Consider the following 17,249-nt stretch of genomic DNA (forward strand, 5'->3'; position numbering starts at 1 on the left):
GGACTGGAGCATGCAACTGAATTCCACCGAAATCAGCGAACTGATCAAGCAGCGCATTGCTCAGTTCAATGTGGTGAGCGAAGCTCACAACGAAGGTACTATTGTTTCTGTCAGTGACGGTGTTATCCGCATTCACGGCCTGGCCGATTGTATGCAGGGTGAAATGATCTCCCTGCCGGGTAACCGTTACGCTATCGCACTGAACCTGGAGCGCGACTCCGTGGGTGCGGTAGTCATGGGTCCATACGCTGACCTTGCCGAAGGCATGAAGGTTAAATGTACGGGTCGTATCCTGGAAGTTCCGGTTGGCCGCGGTCTGCTGGGACGTGTGGTGAACACCCTGGGTGCGCCAATTGACGGTAAAGGTCCGGTTGATAATGACGGCTTCTCTGCCGTTGAAGCGATTGCGCCGGGCGTTATCGATCGTCAGTCTGTCGATCAGCCGGTGCAGACCGGCTATAAAGCCGTTGACTCCATGATCCCAATCGGTCGTGGTCAGCGTGAACTGATCATCGGTGACCGTCAGACCGGTAAAACCGCGCTGGCTATCGACGCCATCATCAACCAGCGCGATTCCGGTATCAAATGTATCTATGTCGCTATCGGCCAGAAAGCGTCCACCATCTCTAACGTGGTGCGTAAACTGGAAGAACACGGCGCGCTGGCTAACACCATTGTTGTGGTGGCTACCGCGTCCGAATCCGCTGCGCTGCAATATCTGGCGCCGTATGCCGGTTGTGCAATGGGCGAATACTTCCGCGACCGCGGCGAAGATGCGCTGATCATTTACGATGACCTGTCTAAACAGGCTGTTGCTTACCGTCAGATCTCCCTGCTGCTCCGTCGTCCGCCAGGACGTGAAGCATTCCCGGGCGACGTATTCTACCTCCACTCTCGTCTGCTGGAGCGTGCTGCGCGTGTTAACGCCGACTACGTCGAAGCCTTCACCAAAGGTGAAGTGAAAGGGAAAACCGGCTCTCTGACCGCGCTGCCGATTATCGAAACGCAGGCAGGTGACGTTTCCGCGTTCGTTCCGACCAACGTAATTTCGATTACCGATGGTCAGATCTTCCTGGAATCTAACCTGTTTAACGCCGGTATTCGTCCTGCGGTTAACCCGGGTATCTCGGTATCCCGTGTAGGTGGCGCAGCCCAGACCAAGATCATGAAAAAACTGTCCGGTGGTATTCGTACCGCGCTGGCGCAGTATCGTGAACTGGCGGCGTTCTCTCAGTTTGCATCCGACCTTGACGATGCCACCCGTAAACAGCTTGACCACGGTCAGAAAGTGACCGAACTGCTGAAACAGAAACAGTATGCGCCGATGTCCGTCGCGCAGCAGTCTCTGGTTCTGTTCGCAGCAGAACGTGGTTATCTGGCGGATGTCGAACTGGCGAAAATCGGTAGCTTCGAAGCCGCACTGCTGGCTTACGTCGACCGTGATCACGCTCCGCTGATGCAAGAGATCAACCAGTCCGGTGGCTATAACGACGAAATCGAAGGCAAGCTGAAAGGCATCCTCGATTCCTTCAAAGCAACCCAGTCCTGGTAACGTCTGGCGGCTTGCCTTAGGGCAGGCCGTAAGGCATTGAGGAGAAGCTCATGGCCGGCGCAAAAGAGATACGTAGTAAGATCGCAAGCGTCCAGAACACGCAAAAGATCACTAAAGCGATGGAGATGGTCGCCGCTTCCAAAATGCGTAAATCGCAGGATCGCATGGCGGCCAGCCGTCCTTATGCAGAGACCATGCGCAAAGTGATTGGTCACCTTGCGAACGGTAATCTGGAATATAAGCACCCCTACCTGGAAGAGCGCGACGTTAAACGCGTGGGCTACCTGGTAGTGTCGACCGACCGTGGTTTGTGCGGTGGCTTGAACATTAACCTGTTCAAAAAGCTGCTGGCGGATATGAAGGCATGGTCCGATAAAGGCGTTCAGTGCGAACTCGCAATGATCGGCTCTAAGGGCGTGTCATTCTTTAATTCCGTAGGCGGCAACGTTGTCGCTCAGGTGACAGGTATGGGGGATAACCCTTCTCTGTCCGAACTGATCGGTCCGGTTAAAGTGATGTTGCAGGCCTACGACGAAGGCCGTCTGGACAAGCTTTACATTGTCAGCAACAAATTTATTAACACCATGTCTCAGGTGCCGACGATCACTCAACTGCTGCCGCTGCCGGCGTCAGAAGATGATGATCTGAAGCGTAAAGCCTGGGATTACCTGTATGAACCAGACCCGAAAGCGCTGCTGGATACTCTCCTGCGTCGTTATGTGGAGTCTCAGGTTTATCAGGGCGTGGTAGAAAACCTGGCCAGCGAGCAGGCCGCACGAATGGTGGCGATGAAAGCCGCAACCGATAATGGCGGCAGCCTGATTAAAGAGCTGCAGTTGGTATACAACAAAGCTCGTCAGGCCAGCATTACTCAGGAACTCACCGAGATCGTCTCGGGGGCCGCCGCGGTTTAACCAGGTTATTTCGTAGAGGATTTAAGATGGCTACTGGAAAGATTGTCCAGGTAATCGGCGCCGTGGTCGACGTCGAGTTCCCTCAGGATGCCGTACCACGCGTGTACGATGCCCTTGAGGTGCAGAATGGTAATGAGAAGCTGGTGCTGGAAGTTCAGCAGCAGCTTGGCGGCGGTATTGTGCGTACCATCGCGATGGGGTCTTCTGACGGTCTGCGTCGCGGTCTGGATGTAAAAGATCTCGAACACCCGATCGAAGTCCCGGTAGGTAAAGCCACGCTGGGTCGTATCATGAACGTCCTGGGCGAACCGGTCGACATGAAAGGCGAGATCGGCGAAGAAGAGCGTTGGGCGATTCACCGCGCAGCGCCTTCCTACGAAGAGTTGTCAAACTCTCAGGAACTGCTGGAAACCGGTATCAAAGTTATCGACCTGATGTGTCCGTTCGCGAAGGGCGGTAAAGTCGGTCTGTTCGGTGGTGCGGGTGTAGGTAAAACCGTAAACATGATGGAGCTTATCCGTAACATCGCGATCGAGCACTCCGGTTACTCTGTGTTTGCGGGCGTAGGTGAACGTACTCGTGAGGGTAACGACTTCTACCACGAAATGACCGACTCCAACGTTATCGATAAAGTATCCCTGGTGTATGGCCAGATGAACGAGCCGCCGGGAAACCGTCTGCGCGTTGCATTGACCGGTCTGACCATGGCGGAGAAATTCCGTGACGAAGGTCGTGACGTACTGCTGTTCGTCGATAACATCTATCGTTACACCCTGGCCGGTACGGAAGTATCCGCACTGCTGGGCCGTATGCCTTCCGCAGTAGGTTACCAGCCGACTCTGGCGGAAGAGATGGGCGTTCTGCAGGAACGTATCACCTCCACCAAAACCGGTTCTATCACCTCCGTACAGGCGGTATACGTACCGGCGGATGACTTGACTGACCCGTCTCCAGCCACCACCTTTGCGCACTTAGATGCAACCGTGGTACTGAGCCGTCAGATCGCATCCCTGGGTATCTACCCGGCCGTTGACCCGCTGGACTCCACCAGCCGTCAGTTGGATCCGCTGGTTGTTGGTCAGGAACACTACGACACCGCGCGTGGCGTTCAGTCCATCCTGCAGCGTTATCAGGAACTGAAAGACATCATCGCCATCCTCGGTATGGATGAACTGTCTGAAGAAGATAAACTGGTGGTAGCTCGCGCGCGTAAAATTCAGCGCTTCCTGTCCCAGCCGTTCTTCGTGGCGGAAGTATTTACCGGTTCTCCGGGCAAATACGTTTCCCTGAAAGACACCATCCGTGGCTTTAAAGGCATCATGGAAGGCGAATACGATCACCTGCCGGAGCAGGCGTTCTACATGGTCGGTTCCATCGACGAAGCCGTGGAAAAAGCCAAAAAACTTTAACGCCTTAATCGGAGGGTGATATGGCAATGACTTACCACCTGGATGTCGTCAGCGCGGAGCAACAAATGTTCTCCGGTCTGGTCGAGAAAATCCAGGTTACGGGTAGCGAAGGCGAACTGGGGATTTACCCGGGGCACGCGCCGCTGCTCACCGCCATTAAGCCTGGTATGATTCGCATCGTTAAGCAGCACGGTCATGAAGAGTTTATCTATCTGTCCGGCGGCATTCTGGAAGTGCAGCCTGGCAGCGTGACCGTTCTGGCGGATACCGCGATTCGCGGTCAGGATCTCGACGAAGCGCGAGCCCTGGAAGCGAAGCGTAAAGCCGAAGAGCACATTAAGAGCTCGCACGGTGACGTGGATTACGCTCAGGCGTCTGCGGAACTGGCCAAAGCGATCGCTAAACTGCGCGTTATCGAGTTGACCAAAAAAGCGATGTAACACCGGCTTGAAAGCATAAAACCAGTCTGATTGCGGACTGGTTTTTTTTTATCCTCTCAATTTTTATTCGATAAACTAGCAACGACAAAAACAAGCGGCTGAAGGCGACGCGTTTTCAGCGACAGCGCTGTTTTCATTAAATCCTTCTTTCTGTCATTGGCATCTGCACATTGTGCGAAGAAGGAAGGAATGGATGCGTTTTTATTGCATAAAATGAGGGATTATTACTATGTCATTTCAGCCATCCTTTGCGGGTCCACAACCCGACTCAAGGATTGATCGTACTACCTTTATTCGTCGCGCTTATCTTCATCTCGCCGGCGCCATCGTCGGTTTTATCGTGTTGAGCGCGGCATGGAGTTTTATAGGGGTCGGGGAGTATGCGCTTGATGTGCTGCTGGCTGGTGGAAGATATAGCTGGTTGGTTGTTCTCGGCGCTTTTATGCTGGTGGGAATGCTGGCGACCCGTCTGGCGGATAATGCGGGGACTAATCAAACGCAACTTATCGGGCTGGGGATTTATGTGTTGGCAGAATCCTTGATTTTTGCCCCCCTGTTAACGCTGGCGGCTTATATTAATCCGTCCATCATTGGCGCGGCGGCTATTACCACCCTGTTGCTGGTCGGCGGCCTGACGTTTACCGCTTTTTCCATAAAAAAAGACTTTTCTTTTCTGCGCTCGTTTCTGACTATGGCTGGGTTCATTGCTTTTGGCGCGATTATTGCCAGCGTCATCTGCGGCTTCTCGCTGGGTGTCTGGTTTTCTGCGCTAATGGTACTGCTGTGCGCCGGGTTTATACTTTACGATACTTCTAACATTATTCACCATTACCCTACCGATCGCCCTGCTGGCGCGGCATTACATCTGTTCGCTTCTATCGCGACCATGTTCTGGTATATTTTGCGGATTTTTATGTCGCGTAATTAAGTAAAAAATACGCGCAACGGAAAACCAGCGGCCTCTGTCGCTGGTTTTTGCTTTTCTGACTCCCCTGCGCTTTATTACGTTATCTTCTTTATTTATGGAGTAAAAAAACAGCAAAAACATCGGACTACGTTGCCAATACGCGGGTGTTTTTACTTTTCAGGAGACAAGAGGCGCGGTAATGAACGAAAATGATTCATTAGCAGGCGGGGATGTTATCCCGGTGAGCGTTTTATCCTTCTTCCATTTTACGATGAAAAAAATGTAGTATTTTCAACGTGAAACAGTATAAATTCGTTCTCAAATTACAGTCAGGACGCGTATGTTAAATAGTGCTATGAGCGTAGTGATCCTTGCCGCAGGTAAAGGCACGCGCATGTATTCCGATATTCCTAAAGTGCTGCACACGCTGGCGGGTAAACCCATGGTGCAGCATGTCATTGATGCAGCTACTAAATTAGGGGCCGCACAGGTTCATCTGGTCTATGGCCACGGTGGCGAGTTGTTAAAACAGACCCTGAAAGATGACAAGCTGAACTGGGTGCTTCAGGCGGAACAGTTGGGAACAGGTCACGCAATGCAGCAGGCCGCGCCCTTCTTTAGCGACGATGAAGATATTTTAATGCTTTACGGCGACGTGCCGCTGATTTCGGTTGAAACCTTACAGCGCCTGCGCGATGCCAAACCGCAGGGTGGTATTGGGTTATTAACCGTGAAGCTGGACGATCCGAGCGGCTATGGCCGTATTACGCGTGAAAACGGTAAAGTGACCGGCATCGTTGAACATAAAGACGCCACTGATGAACAGCGTCAGATCCAGGAAATTAACACCGGTATTCTGATCGCCAACGGCGCGGACCTGAAACGCTGGTTGTCTAAGCTGACTAACAATAATGCGCAGGGTGAATATTACATCACTGATATCATTGCGCTGGCTTATCAGGAAGGACGGGAAATCGCCGCGGTGCATCCGGCTCGCATCAGCGAAACGGACGGCGTGAATAACCGTCTACAGCTTTCTCGTCTGGAGCGTATTTACCAGGCCGAACAGGCGGAGAAACTGCTGTTATCCGGCGTTATGTTGCGCGATCCGGCACGTTTTGATCTCCGCGGCACCCTTCATTGTGGAATGGATGTCGAAATTGACGCTAACGTTATCATCGAAGGTTATGTAACGCTCGGTCACCGCGTGAAGATCGGCGCGGGCTGCATTATTAAAAACAGCGTTATTGGCGATGACTGCGAAATTAGCCCATACAGCGTGGTGGAAGATGCGCATCTGGAAGCGGCCTGCACCATCGGTCCGTTTGCTCGCCTGCGTCCCGGCGCGGAGCTGTTAGCGGGCGCTCACGTCGGCAATTTCGTTGAAATGAAAAAAGCGCGTTTGGGTAAAGGTTCTAAGGCCGGTCATCTGACCTACCTGGGAGATGCGGAAATTGGCGACAACGTGAATATCGGCGCGGGGACCATCACCTGTAACTATGATGGCGCGAACAAATTCAAAACGGTTATTGGCGACGATGTGTTTGTCGGCTCCGATACCCAACTGGTGGCGCCGGTCACTGTTGGTAAAGGGGCCACCATCGCCGCAGGGACTACCGTCACCCGTAACGTAGCTGACAATGAACTGGTATTAAGCCGCGTGCCGCAGGTGCATAAGCAAGGCTGGCAGCGTCCGGTGAAGAAAAAGTGATTTTGTAGGCCGGATAAGCGTCAGCGCCATCCGGCAGACCGGAGATGAGAGGATAAAATAATCCTCCGCTCCATGAGCAGTACTTATAAAAATAACCCCACTCTCTACAAGGCTCGGGGCGCCCGCAACGACGGGCATACAGGTCAGCGACAACGCATGGCGTAATGCCATAATCAGGAAATAAAACTATGTGTGGAATTGTTGGCGCTATCGCGCAGCGTGGTGTAGCTGAAATCCTTCTCGAAGGTTTACGTCGTCTGGAATACCGCGGATATGACTCTGCCGGTCTGGCCGTGGTGGATGCAGAAGGTCATATGACCCGCCTGCGTCGCCTCGGTAAAGTCCAGATGCTGGCTCAGGCAGCGGAAGAACATCCTCTGCATGGCGGCACCGGTATTGCTCACACTCGCTGGGCGACGCACGGTGAACCTTCAGAAGCTAACGCGCATCCGCATGTTTCTGAACACATTGTGGTGGTGCATAACGGCATCATCGAAAACCATGAACCGCTGCGTGAAGCGTTAAAAGCGCGTGGCTATACCTTCGTTTCTGAAACCGACACCGAAGTGATTGCACACCTGGTAAACTGGGAACTGAAACAGGGCGGTACTCTGCGTGAGGCTGTTCTGCGTGCTATCCCGCAACTGCGTGGTGCGTACGGTACGGTGATCATGGATACCCGTCACCCGGATACCCTACTGGCGGCACGTTCTGGTAGCCCACTGGTGATTGGCCTGGGTATGGGCGAAAACTTTATCGCTTCTGACCAGCTGGCGCTGTTGCCAGTGACTCGTCGCTTTATCTTCCTTGAAGAGGGCGATATCGCTGAAATCACTCGCCGTTCGGTAAATATCTTCGATAACACCGGCGCGGAAGTAAAACGTCAGGATATCGAATCCAATCTGCAATATGACGCGGGCGATAAAGGTATTTACCGCCACTACATGCAGAAAGAGATCTACGAACAGCCGAACGCGATCAAAAACACCCTTACCGGGCGCATCAGCCACGGTCAGGTGGATTTAAGCGAGTTGGGACCGAACGCCGACGAACTGCTGTCAAAGGTTGAGCATATTCAGATCCTCGCCTGCGGTACGTCTTACAACTCCGGTATGGTTTCCCGTTACTGGTTTGAATCGCTGGCAGGTATTCCGTGCGACGTTGAAATCGCCTCTGAATTCCGCTATCGCAAATCTGCCGTGCGCCGTAACAGCCTGATGATCACGCTCTCCCAGTCTGGCGAAACGGCAGATACCCTGGCTGGCCTGCGTCTGTCGAAAGAGCTGGGATATTTGGGCTCTCTGGCCATTTGTAACGTGCCGGGATCTTCGCTGGTGCGTGAATCCGATCTGGCGCTGATGACCAATGCCGGAACGGAAATTGGCGTAGCATCTACCAAAGCCTTCACCACCCAGTTAACCGTGCTGTTGATGCTGGTGGCGAAACTGTCTCGCCTGAAAGGTCTGGATGCGTCCATTGAGCATGATATCGTTCATGGCCTACAGGCGCTGCCGAGCCGTATTGAGCAGATGTTGTCGCAGGACAAACGTATCGAAGCCCTGGCGGAAGATTTCTCTGACAAACACCATGCGCTGTTCCTGGGGCGTGGCGAACAATATCCGATAGCGCTCGAAGGCGCGCTGAAGCTGAAAGAGGTCTCTTACATTCATGCTGAAGCCTATGCTGCAGGCGAGCTGAAACACGGGCCGTTGGCGCTGATTGACGCCGACATGCCGGTGATTGTGGTGGCGCCGAACAACGAACTGCTGGAGAAACTGAAATCCAACATCGAAGAAGTTCGCGCACGTGGCGGTCAGTTGTACGTCTTCGCCGATCAGGATGCGGGTTTTGTGAGCAGCGACAACATGCACATCATTGAGATGCCGCATGTGGAAGAGGTCATTGCGCCTATCTTCTACACCGTTCCGCTGCAACTGCTGGCGTATCACGTGGCGCTGATTAAAGGCACCGACGTTGACCAGCCGCGTAACCTGGCGAAATCGGTGACGGTAGAGTAAGTCAAATGTAGTACCAGGCAGAAGGCCGTCGATAGACGGCCTTTTTTTGTGCGCTGTGACAGGCGCTGTTCTTTCTCTATGGTGGCTGAAGAGCGACTAAGAGGTGCTACGCCTGCCTGCGCTACGGGCACCCGGTCACATTCTCTTCTTTAAGGCCCTGGCTCAATCCAGGTGGATCGGAAATCAAACCATCCCAGGTTATTCAGGTGGATCCCCCTGGCCCGGTCGGGGCTTTTGAGTCGCATCCAGTGGTGAAAAAGCGGTTGTAGCCAGCCTGAACGGGTGGTTTCCCTGACCAGTTGTTCCGCGCTGATGGTTTCGGCATGCCACTGGGTTTCCCATTGGGCCAGCAGCGCATCATCCCCACCACTGATGGCGTGGCGCAGTAAAGGGGAGCCCAGTAGCCATGTACCGACGTTCCACTCTTCGGGAATGGGGAAATTGACCGTCCCCAGCCAGAGATCCACATTGGCTTTGCCATTCGCCCAGTCATCATAATTCAGCTCAACGCCCTCAAGTAAAATGCCCTGCTGGCGCATGATCTCTTGCATAATATCCAGGAGCATTGGAAATTCAGGGTGCTGATCGTGATAGGCCAGACGCAGTTTTGCGTAGGGCGACGACGAGATAAAAGGTGAACAGGCCGGGCCCGCCTCAATAGTATGAAACCAGGAGGACAGCAGGCTGCCGCCCGGTACCCAGAAGGGGCGAATTGCCTCACTCAGATGCTGGAGTATGGCGTAAGGGCTGAGTGTTTCCCGCAGCCAGCGGCGATGTTCGGCGGTATGCCAGTGCGGGGAGCGGCTGTCGCATAATAAAAAATATCCTCCACGCTCGAGAAACATCTCGCGCAGGTTGTCAGAAGGTTTGCCTGATACCTGGCTAAGCCGTCCGGAAACGTAATCCTCATCGCTCAGGCTGGAGCTGAGCCAGGCTGCCGTGTCGTTATCCGACAGCGATTCCGCCAGGTTGTCTGTCTCCGTTAAATTCGGCCAGATAAAGACCTCCACTTCATCCAGCAGCCCGCGCAGACCGAAATAGTGGTCAAAGGCCTTCATTTGCAGATGAAAGCCATTGTTTTCCACCACCTCATAAGGGCCAGTCCCCACAGGATGTGCCGGGAAATCAGCGCGTTGTGTATGGTCAGGCGGTAGGATCATGGCATCAATATGGCTGAGCAGCAGCGGCAGTCGGTTATCCGGGTGCGCCAGCGTAATTTCAAGGCTCAGCGGCCCGGTGGCCTGAATGGTCTGCAAGTGCGAGAACAGCGGCAGCTTAGCGCTGCGGGTCAGTGAAGCGATAACCGCGTCGATCGTCAGCTCCTGGCCATCATGCCAGAGGACGGCGGGGCGCAGATAAAAACGCCAGCGCAGCGGATCAATCTGCCGCCAGTGGTGGGCAAGATCGGCTTCGACTTCACCTTTTTCCTCATTTATGCGCGTCAGGCCGCTAAAAATCTGCCTGACCAGATGCTGCTCAGAGCGACGCAACGGTATGCCGGGGCACAGCGACGGCATTGTCCGGTAATAGGGGATGCACAGCCGCTGATAGTCTGCCCGCACGCTATAGCCCAGCTTTGAACGCAGCAGTTGCGCCACCTGGTGCTTATTTTTACCCAGCAGTTGAATGGCCTGATCAACATGACCAGACTCCAGCAACTGCTCCGCCTTTTCGCTTAACAGCTGTTCTGGTTTATAGCGCAGGTGAAGCCGGGCGCGATGCCCACGTCCGGCCTGTGATTGCCAGATGAGCCACTTTGCCTCCTGCATCTGAAGCAACAGATTACGCATATGCCGCCGGGTGCAGAACAACACATCCGCCAGCTCCTGTAATGTCACGCTAACAGGCTTGTCGCCATAGTGCTGGAGTAGCTTTAAGTATTTTTGTTCAGTGTGCCGGGTTGTCATAAAAGGTGAAATTTCCCGAACGGGAATGAGCAATTTTTAATATCCCCTTTTTAGCCGATGATTTTCTCTATCGCAACTTCTATGAGGATTCATCATGACAAAGCGCATTAATAAAGATACTCAGGTCTGCATGTCCCTGGCGGCACGCCCGAGTAACTTCGGTACACGCTTTCACAACTATCTGTACGAAGCGCTGGATCTCAATTATCTCTACAAAGCCTTTTCGCCGACCGATCTTACGCAGGCCATTAGCGGCGTGCGCGGTCTGGGGATCCGTGGGTGCGCGATCTCTATGCCATTTAAGGAAGCCTGCATTCCGCTGGTGGATGAACTGGATGCTTCCGCTCAGGCCATTCACTCAGTTAATACCATTGTGAATACCAATGGCCATCTGAAGGCGTACAACACTGATTACATTGCAATAGCTCGCTTGCTGGCGAATTACAAGGTCTCTCCCGACCTGGTGTTTGCTTTGCGTGGCAGCGGTGGTATGGCAAAGGCGGTAGCCTGCGCGCTGAAGGATGCAGGGTTTACCCGTGGTTATATTGTTGCGATTGATGAAGCGTCAGGTAAACAACTGGCCGAACTCTATGGCTATGAATGGCGCCCGGATACCGACGGTATTGAAGCCGATTTGTTAATTAACGCCACGCCTATCGGAATGGCTGGCGGTAATGATGCCGACAAACTCTCTTATTCCGAACAGGAAGTGGATAAGGCGAGCGTTATCTTTGATGTGGTGGCGCTACCGCCCGTCACGCCGCTGATCCGCTACGCCCGTGAACGCGGTAAAACCGTGATTACCGGTTCCGAAGTGTTTGCTATTCAGGCCGTGGAGCAATTTGTCCTTTATACCGGGATTCGCCCGGATGACGCGCTGTTCCAGAAAGCCGCGGCCTGGTCACGCCTGTAACATTTTTTCCCGCTTTTTCTTTAAATTAAAAGAACAGGGTACCCTACTATGACTAAAAAAATTGTTGCTGTGACGGCCTGTCCGACGGGCGTCGCCCATACATTTATGGCTGCCGAAGCGTTGGAAATTGAAGCCCGCAAGCGTGGTGACTGGATCAAGGTTGAAACTCGCGGTTCCGTCGGGGCGAAGAACACGCTGACTGCGGAAGAGATAGCGCAAGCGGATGTGGTGATTATCGCGGCGGATATTGAACTGGATCTGTCAGGCTTTGTTGGCAAAAGACTCTATCGCACCAGTACCGGCGCGGCGCTAAAAAAGAGTGCGCAGGAAATGGATAATGCTTTCAATAGCGCCGAGGTCTATCAGGGGAGTGCCGGGCGCTCTTCTTCAGCTGGTAAAACAGAGCTACCCGGCGTTTATAAGCATTTAATGACCGGCGTATCCCATATGCTTCCTTTGGTGGTGGCGGGAGGGTTGTGTATCGCGCTCTCTTTTGTCTTCGGTATCCAGGCCTTCAATGAGCCGGGCACGCTGGCGGCTGCGCTATTTCAAATTGGTGGTAAGGCGGCCTTTGCGCTGATGGTGCCGGTACTGGCTGGGTTTATTGCCTTCTCAATTGCCGATCGTCCGGGTCTGGCCCCGGGGCTTATTGGCGGGATGTTGGCCAGCCTGTGCGGCGCTGGTTTCCTGGGAGGGATTGTGGCCGGTTTTCTGGCCGGTTACAGCGTACGGTTTCTGGCGCAAAATATTAAGCTGCCAGCGTCAATGGAAGCGCTTAAGCCGGTACTGGTTCTGCCGCTACTCTCTACGCTGATTACCGGCCTAATCATGATTTACGTGGTGGGTGGCCCGGTGTCTGCGGTGATGGAAGGGCTGACGACGTTCCTGGGGAATATGACCTCTACGAATGCTATCTTGCTGGGAATGTTGCTGGGCGCAATGCAAGGTTTTGACCTTGGCGGGCCGGTGAATAAAGCTGCGTATACCTTCGGCGTCGGTTTACTGGCTTCTCATTCTTATATGCCAATGGCGGCTATTATGGCGGCAGGGATGGTACCGGCATTAGGAATGGGCGTCGCAACCTGGGCGGCAAGAGCGAAATTCAATGCCGCTGAGCATGAAGCGGGTAATGCATCTTTTATCCTGGGGCTGTGCTTTATCTCTGAAGGGGCGATTCCCTTCGCCGCGCGTGACCCGATGCGCGTCATCCCTTCTACGATGGTCGGTGGCGCAATCGCCGGGGGACTATCCATGTATTTCGGTTGTACACTGATGGCGCCACACGGCGGCCTCTTTGTCCTGGCGATCCCACATGCGGTAGAACATGTGATGCAGTACCTGCTCTCGATTGCCTTGGGCACTATTGCCTGCGGCCTGATGTACGCGCTGTTGAAACCGTCTGCGGTTGCGCAAACAGTCTAATTCATCTCCCCCTGCAGGCTGGTCTGGTGTCTCCCCGGGCCAGCTTTTTTATTTCCATTGTCATCAAACCGTCATAATCAAGACATATAACTGTCATCAATTTGTCCTATTTTGCTCATCGTAGCAACTCAAACAACGATTTACCGAAACCGTGCAGGAGACATTATGAAAGTTATGCGTACCACTGTCGCAACTGTTGTCGCCGCGACCTTATCGATGAGCGCGTTCTCTGCCTTTGCAGCAGCAAGCCTGACAGGTGCCGGTGCAACGTTTCCTGCGCCGGTGTATGCCAAATGGGCGGATACCTACCAGAAAGAAACCGGTAACAAAGTCAATTACCAGGGGATAGGCTCTTCCGGCGGCGTGAAACAAATCACCGCGAATACCGTTGATTTTGGCGCTTCCGATGCGCCGCTGTCTGACGAAAAACTGAATCAGGAAGGCCTGTTCCAGTTCCCGACGGTGATCGGCGGCGTGGTGCTGGCGGTGAATATTCCAGGCCTCAAATCCGGCGAACTGGTGCTGGATGGTAAAACGCTGGGTGACATCTACCTCGGTAAAATCAAGAAGTGGGATGATGAAGCCATCACCAAACTGAACCCAGGCGTGAAGCTGCCTTCTCAGAACATCGCTGTGGTGCGTCGCGCTGACGGTTCCGGTACTTCCTTCGTGTTCACCAGTTACCTGGCGAAAGTCAACGACGAGTGGAAATCGAAAGTGGGCGCGGGTTCTACCGTGAACTGGCCAACCGGTCTGGGCGGTAAAGGTAACGACGGCATCGCGGCATTTGTACAGCGTTTGCCAGGCGCTATTGGCTACGTTGAATACGCTTATGCCAAGCAGAACAACCTGGCCTACACCAAACTGGTTTCTGCCGACGGCAAACCGGTAAGCCCGACGGAAGAGAGCTTCTCTAATGCGGCGAAAGGCGCAGACTGGAGCAAAACCTTCGCGCAGGATCTGACCAACCAGAAAGGTGACGATGTGTGGCCAATCACCTCCACCACCTTTATCCTGGTCCACAAAGCGCAGAAGAAACCTGAGCAGGGTGCTGAAGTGCTGAAGTTCTTCGACTGGGCCTACAAAAATGGCGCTAAGCAGGCGAATGATCTGGACTACGCCAGCCTGCCGGATAACGTTGTTGAGCAGGTTCGTACCGCCTGGAAGACCAGTATAAAAGACAGCAACGGTAAGGCGCTGTATTAATTAACGAATTGGCGGATGGCGCTACGCTTATCCGCCCTACGGTTTCGACCGCAGGCCCACGTTGTAGGCCGGATAAGCGTAGCGCCATCCGGCAGGGGCAACGTCGTAAAACGCGTTTAATGGAAAGAGTAATTTATGGCTGCAACCAAGCCTGCTTTTAACCCGCCGGGTAAAAAAGGCGACATGATTTTCAGCGCGCTGGTAAAACTGGCTGCGCTGATTGTGCTATTGATGTTGGGCGGTATTATCGTCTCATTGATCATCTCCTCCTGGCCAAGTATTCAGAAATTTGGTTTCTCATTTCTTTGGACTAAGGAATGGGACGCGCCAAACGATATCTACGGCGCGCTGGTGCACATTTACGGCACGCTGGTGACCTCCTTTATCGCACTGCTGATCGCTGTTCCGGTCAGTTTCGGCATTGCCCTGTTTTTAACCGAGCTGGCGCCAGGCTGGCTAAAGCGTCCGCTCGGCATCGCCATTGAGCTGCTGGCGGCGATCCCCAGTATCGTGTACGGCATGTGGGGGCTGTTTATCTTCGCGCCGCTGTTTGCGACGTACTTCCAGGAGCCGGTCGGCAATATTCTTTCCAACATTCCGTTTGTCGGCGCGCTGTTCTCCGGCCCGGCGTTTGGTATCGGCATTCTGGCGGCGGGCGTCATCCTCGCCATCATGATCATCCCCTACATTGCGGCGGTTATGCGCGACGTCTTCGAGCAAACGCCGGTAATGATGAAAGAGTCCGCTTACGGTATAGGCTGTACTACCTGGGAAGTTATCTGGCGCATCGTGCTACCGTTCACCAAAAATGGCGTGATCGGCGGCATTATGCTGGGGCTGGGCCGTGCTCTGGGTGAAACGATGGCGGTCACTTTTATCATCGGCAATACCTACCAGCTCGACAGCGCGTCGCTGTATATGCCGGGCAATAGCATCACTTCCGCGCTGGCGAACGAATTCGCTGAGGCGGAATCGGGTCTGCACGTGGCAGCGTTGATGGAGCTGGGGCTGATCCTGTTTGTGATCACCTTTATCGTCCTGGCGGCGTCTAAATTCATGATTATGCGTCTGGCGAAGAACGAGGGAGCACGTTAATGGCTACGCTTGATATGCAGAACACCGCGCAGCTCGCGGAATCCCGTCGCAAGATGCAGGCGCGTCGCCGCATGAAGAACCGTATCGCACTAACGCTCTCAATGGCGACGATGGCATTTGGTCTGTTCTGGCTGATCTGGATTTTGATGTCCACTATCACCCGTGGTATCGACGGGATGTCGCTGGCGCTGTTTACCGAAATGACGCCGCCGCCGAACACGGCGGGCGGCGGGCTGGCGAACGCCCTGGCGGGGAGTGGATTATTGATTCTCTGGGCTACCGTATTGGGTACGCCGCTGGGGATTATGGCCGGGATCTATCTGGCGGAATATGGCCGTAAATCCTGGCTGGCGGAAATCATTCGCTTTATTAACGACATTCTGCTTTCCGCGCCGTCAATTGTTGTGGGGCTGTTTGTTTACACCATCGTGGTGGCGCAGATGCAGCACTTCTCCGGTTGGGCAGGGGTGATTGCGCTGGCGCTGTTGCAGGTACCGATCGTTATCCGTACCACTGAAAACATGCTCAAATTGGTGCCGGATAGCCTGCGTGAAGCCGCTTATGCGCTGGGTACGCCGAAGTGGAAGATGATTTCCGCGATTACGCTGAAAGCCTCTATCTCCGGCATTATGACCGGTATCCTGCTGGCTATTGCGCGTATCGCCGGCGAAACGGCGCCATTGTTGTTTACCGCGCTCTCGAACCAGTTCTGGAGCACCGACATGATGCAGCCGATCGCCAACCTGCCGGTGACCATCTTTAAATTCGCGATGAGCCCATTTGCCGAATGGCAACAATTAGCCTGGGCGGGCGTGCTGATTATTACCCTGTGCGTACTGCTGCTGAATATTCTGGCGCGTGTTGTTTTCGCGAAGAAAAAACACGGTTAAAGACATTGTAGGCCTGATAAGCGTAGCGCCATCAGGCATTATTTTACGGCGTGGCGGATGCGGCGCTGGATGAGGAAAAGAGTGAAATGAGTATGGTTGAAACTGCCCCGAGTAAGATTCAGGTTCGTGATTTGAACTTCTACTACGGCAAATTCCATGCCCTGAAGAACATTAATCTGGATATCGCGAAGAATCAGGTAACGGCATTTATCGGGCCATCCGGCTGCGGTAAATCAACGCTACTGCGTACCTTCAATAAAATGTACTCGCTTTATCCGGAGCAGCGCGCGGAAGGTGAAATTCTGCTGGATGGCGACAATATTCTCACCAATACCCAGGATATCGCGTTGCTGCGCGCAAAAGTGGGGATGGTATTCCAGAAGCCGACGCCGTTCCCGATGTCCATCTATGACAATATCGCCTTTGGCGTGCGTCTGTTTGAGAAGCTGTCTCGTGCCGATATGGATGAGCGCGTGCAGTGGGCGTTGACCAAAGCCGCATTATGGAACGAAACCAAAGATAAATTGCACCAGAGCGGGTACTCTCTCTCCGGTGGTCAGCAGCAGCGTCTGTGCATTGCGCGCGGTATCGCCATTCGCCCGGAAGTGTTGCTGCTGGATGAGCCATGTTCAGCTCTGGACCCGATCTCTACCGGGCGTATTGAAGAGCTGATCACCGAGCTGAAACAGGATTACACCGTGGTGATCGTGACCCACAACATGCAGCAGGCGGCACGTTGCTCCGATCATACGGCGTTTATGTACCTGGGCGAGTTGATTGAGTTCAGCAACACGGACGATCTGTTCACCAAGCCCGCGAAGAAACAAACAGAAGACTATATCACCGGTCGTTACGGTTAATTCAG

Annotated in this window: 14 protein-coding genes; 13 read left to right on the top strand and 1 reads right to left on the bottom strand. The window is 53.7% G+C overall.

Annotation, left to right across the window (positions count from 1 at the left end):
• Positions 1-10 precede the first annotated feature (10 nt).
• The 7 genes from atpA (at position 11) to glmS (ending at position 8,951) form a co-directional block, all read left to right on the top strand.
• Positions 11-1,552 (top strand): F0F1 ATP synthase subunit alpha, encoded by a 1,542-nt coding sequence (gene atpA, locus K8W53_RS23440; protein WP_001176751.1) that lies wholly within the window; start codon positions 11-13, stop codon positions 1,550-1,552.
• Between the two features lie 50 nt (positions 1,553-1,602).
• A complete protein-coding gene (gene atpG / locus K8W53_RS23445; RefSeq protein WP_000896506.1) occupies positions 1,603-2,466 on the top strand; it encodes a F0F1 ATP synthase subunit gamma in 864 nt (287 codons plus the stop codon).
• A 26-nt stretch (positions 2,467-2,492) separates the two neighbouring features.
• Entirely contained in the window at positions 2,493-3,875 is a 1,383-nt protein-coding gene (gene atpD, locus K8W53_RS23450) for a F0F1 ATP synthase subunit beta (RefSeq protein WP_000190499.1), read from the top strand.
• Between the two features lie 20 nt (positions 3,876-3,895).
• Positions 3,896-4,315 carry a F0F1 ATP synthase subunit epsilon gene (locus K8W53_RS23455; RefSeq protein WP_001251971.1) on the top strand — a complete coding sequence of 140 codons (420 nt, stop codon included), beginning with the start codon at positions 3,896-3,898 and terminating at the stop codon, positions 4,313-4,315.
• A gap of 229 nt (positions 4,316-4,544) precedes the next feature.
• Positions 4,545-5,243: a Bax inhibitor-1 family protein gene (locus K8W53_RS23460; protein WP_023224002.1), complete on the top strand. Its 699-nt coding sequence runs from the start codon at positions 4,545-4,547 to the stop codon at positions 5,241-5,243.
• Positions 5,244-5,562: 319 nt separating this feature from the next.
• A complete protein-coding gene (gene glmU, locus K8W53_RS23465) occupies positions 5,563-6,933 on the top strand; it encodes a bifunctional UDP-N-acetylglucosamine diphosphorylase/glucosamine-1-phosphate N-acetyltransferase GlmU (RefSeq protein ID WP_000934851.1) in 1,371 nt (456 codons plus the stop codon).
• Positions 6,934-7,121: 188 nt separating this feature from the next.
• Positions 7,122-8,951, top strand: a complete 1,830-nt coding sequence (gene glmS, locus K8W53_RS23470; protein ID WP_058654911.1) for a glutamine--fructose-6-phosphate transaminase (isomerizing) — start codon at positions 7,122-7,124, stop codon at positions 8,949-8,951.
• 149 nt (positions 8,952-9,100) lie between these two features.
• On the opposite strand, the gene K8W53_RS23475 is transcribed toward glmS, so the two are convergent.
• Positions 9,101-10,858, bottom strand: coding sequence for an SgrR family transcriptional regulator (locus K8W53_RS23475; RefSeq protein ID WP_000213173.1), 1,758 nt, complete (start codon positions 10,856-10,858; stop codon positions 9,101-9,103).
• Positions 10,859-10,952: 94 nt separating this feature from the next.
• On the opposite strand from K8W53_RS23475, the gene K8W53_RS23480 reads away from it, so the two are divergent.
• From K8W53_RS23480 to pstB, 6 genes are all read left to right on the top strand, one after another.
• On the top strand, positions 10,953-11,771 hold the full coding sequence (locus K8W53_RS23480; RefSeq protein WP_000166709.1) for a shikimate 5-dehydrogenase: 819 nt from the start codon (positions 10,953-10,955) through the stop codon (positions 11,769-11,771).
• A gap of 48 nt (positions 11,772-11,819) precedes the next feature.
• On the top strand, positions 11,820-13,193 hold the full coding sequence (locus K8W53_RS23485) for a fructose-specific PTS transporter subunit EIIC (RefSeq protein WP_000162544.1): 1,374 nt from the start codon (positions 11,820-11,822) through the stop codon (positions 13,191-13,193).
• Positions 13,194-13,358: 165 nt separating this feature from the next.
• The gene (gene pstS, locus K8W53_RS23490; RefSeq protein ID WP_000867131.1) at positions 13,359-14,399 is read left to right on the top strand and encodes a phosphate ABC transporter substrate-binding protein PstS; all 1,041 of its coding nucleotides are present in this window, start codon (positions 13,359-13,361) and stop codon (positions 14,397-14,399) included.
• A gap of 135 nt (positions 14,400-14,534) precedes the next feature.
• A complete protein-coding gene (gene pstC / locus K8W53_RS23495; RefSeq protein WP_058654918.1) occupies positions 14,535-15,494 on the top strand; it encodes a phosphate ABC transporter permease PstC in 960 nt (319 codons plus the stop codon).
• Positions 15,494-16,384: a phosphate ABC transporter permease PstA gene (gene pstA / locus K8W53_RS23500; RefSeq protein WP_000212197.1), complete on the top strand. Its 891-nt coding sequence runs from the start codon at positions 15,494-15,496 to the stop codon at positions 16,382-16,384. The genes pstC and pstA overlap by 1 nt, the downstream gene beginning before the upstream one ends.
• An 86-nt stretch (positions 16,385-16,470) precedes the next feature.
• Positions 16,471-17,244, top strand: a complete 774-nt coding sequence (pstB, locus tag K8W53_RS23505; RefSeq protein ID WP_000063118.1) for a phosphate ABC transporter ATP-binding protein PstB — start codon at positions 16,471-16,473, stop codon at positions 17,242-17,244.
• The last annotated feature ends 5 nt before the right edge of the window (positions 17,245-17,249 follow it).

This window comes from Salmonella sp. A29-2 (assembly GCF_020150755.1).
Taxonomy (GTDB): Bacteria; Pseudomonadota; Gammaproteobacteria; order Enterobacterales; family Enterobacteriaceae; genus Salmonella; species Salmonella enterica.

Excerpts from the sequence above, each read along its gene's own strand:
- atpA (WP_001176751.1), top strand. The coding sequence starts at position 11 with ATGCAACTGAATTCCACCGAAATCAGCGAACTGATCAAGCAGCGCATT.
- atpG (WP_000896506.1), top strand. The coding sequence starts at position 1,603 with ATGGCCGGCGCAAAAGAGATACGTAGTAAGATCGCAAGCGTCCAGAAC.
- atpD (WP_000190499.1), top strand. The coding sequence starts at position 2,493 with ATGGCTACTGGAAAGATTGTCCAGGTAATCGGCGCCGTGGTCGACGTC.
- K8W53_RS23455 (WP_001251971.1), top strand. The coding sequence starts at position 3,896 with ATGGCAATGACTTACCACCTGGATGTCGTCAGCGCGGAGCAACAAATG.
- K8W53_RS23460 (WP_023224002.1), top strand. The coding sequence starts at position 4,545 with ATGTCATTTCAGCCATCCTTTGCGGGTCCACAACCCGACTCAAGGATT.
- glmU (WP_000934851.1), top strand. The coding sequence starts at position 5,563 with ATGTTAAATAGTGCTATGAGCGTAGTGATCCTTGCCGCAGGTAAAGGC.
- glmS (WP_058654911.1), top strand. The coding sequence starts at position 7,122 with ATGTGTGGAATTGTTGGCGCTATCGCGCAGCGTGGTGTAGCTGAAATC.
- K8W53_RS23475 (WP_000213173.1), bottom strand. The coding sequence starts at position 10,858 with ATGACAACCCGGCACACTGAACAAAAATACTTAAAGCTACTCCAGCAC.
- K8W53_RS23480 (WP_000166709.1), top strand. The coding sequence starts at position 10,953 with ATGACAAAGCGCATTAATAAAGATACTCAGGTCTGCATGTCCCTGGCG.
- K8W53_RS23485 (WP_000162544.1), top strand. The coding sequence starts at position 11,820 with ATGACTAAAAAAATTGTTGCTGTGACGGCCTGTCCGACGGGCGTCGCC.
- pstS (WP_000867131.1), top strand. The coding sequence starts at position 13,359 with ATGAAAGTTATGCGTACCACTGTCGCAACTGTTGTCGCCGCGACCTTA.
- pstC (WP_058654918.1), top strand. The coding sequence starts at position 14,535 with ATGGCTGCAACCAAGCCTGCTTTTAACCCGCCGGGTAAAAAAGGCGAC.
- pstA (WP_000212197.1), top strand. The coding sequence starts at position 15,494 with ATGGCTACGCTTGATATGCAGAACACCGCGCAGCTCGCGGAATCCCGT.
- pstB (WP_000063118.1), top strand. The coding sequence starts at position 16,471 with ATGAGTATGGTTGAAACTGCCCCGAGTAAGATTCAGGTTCGTGATTTG.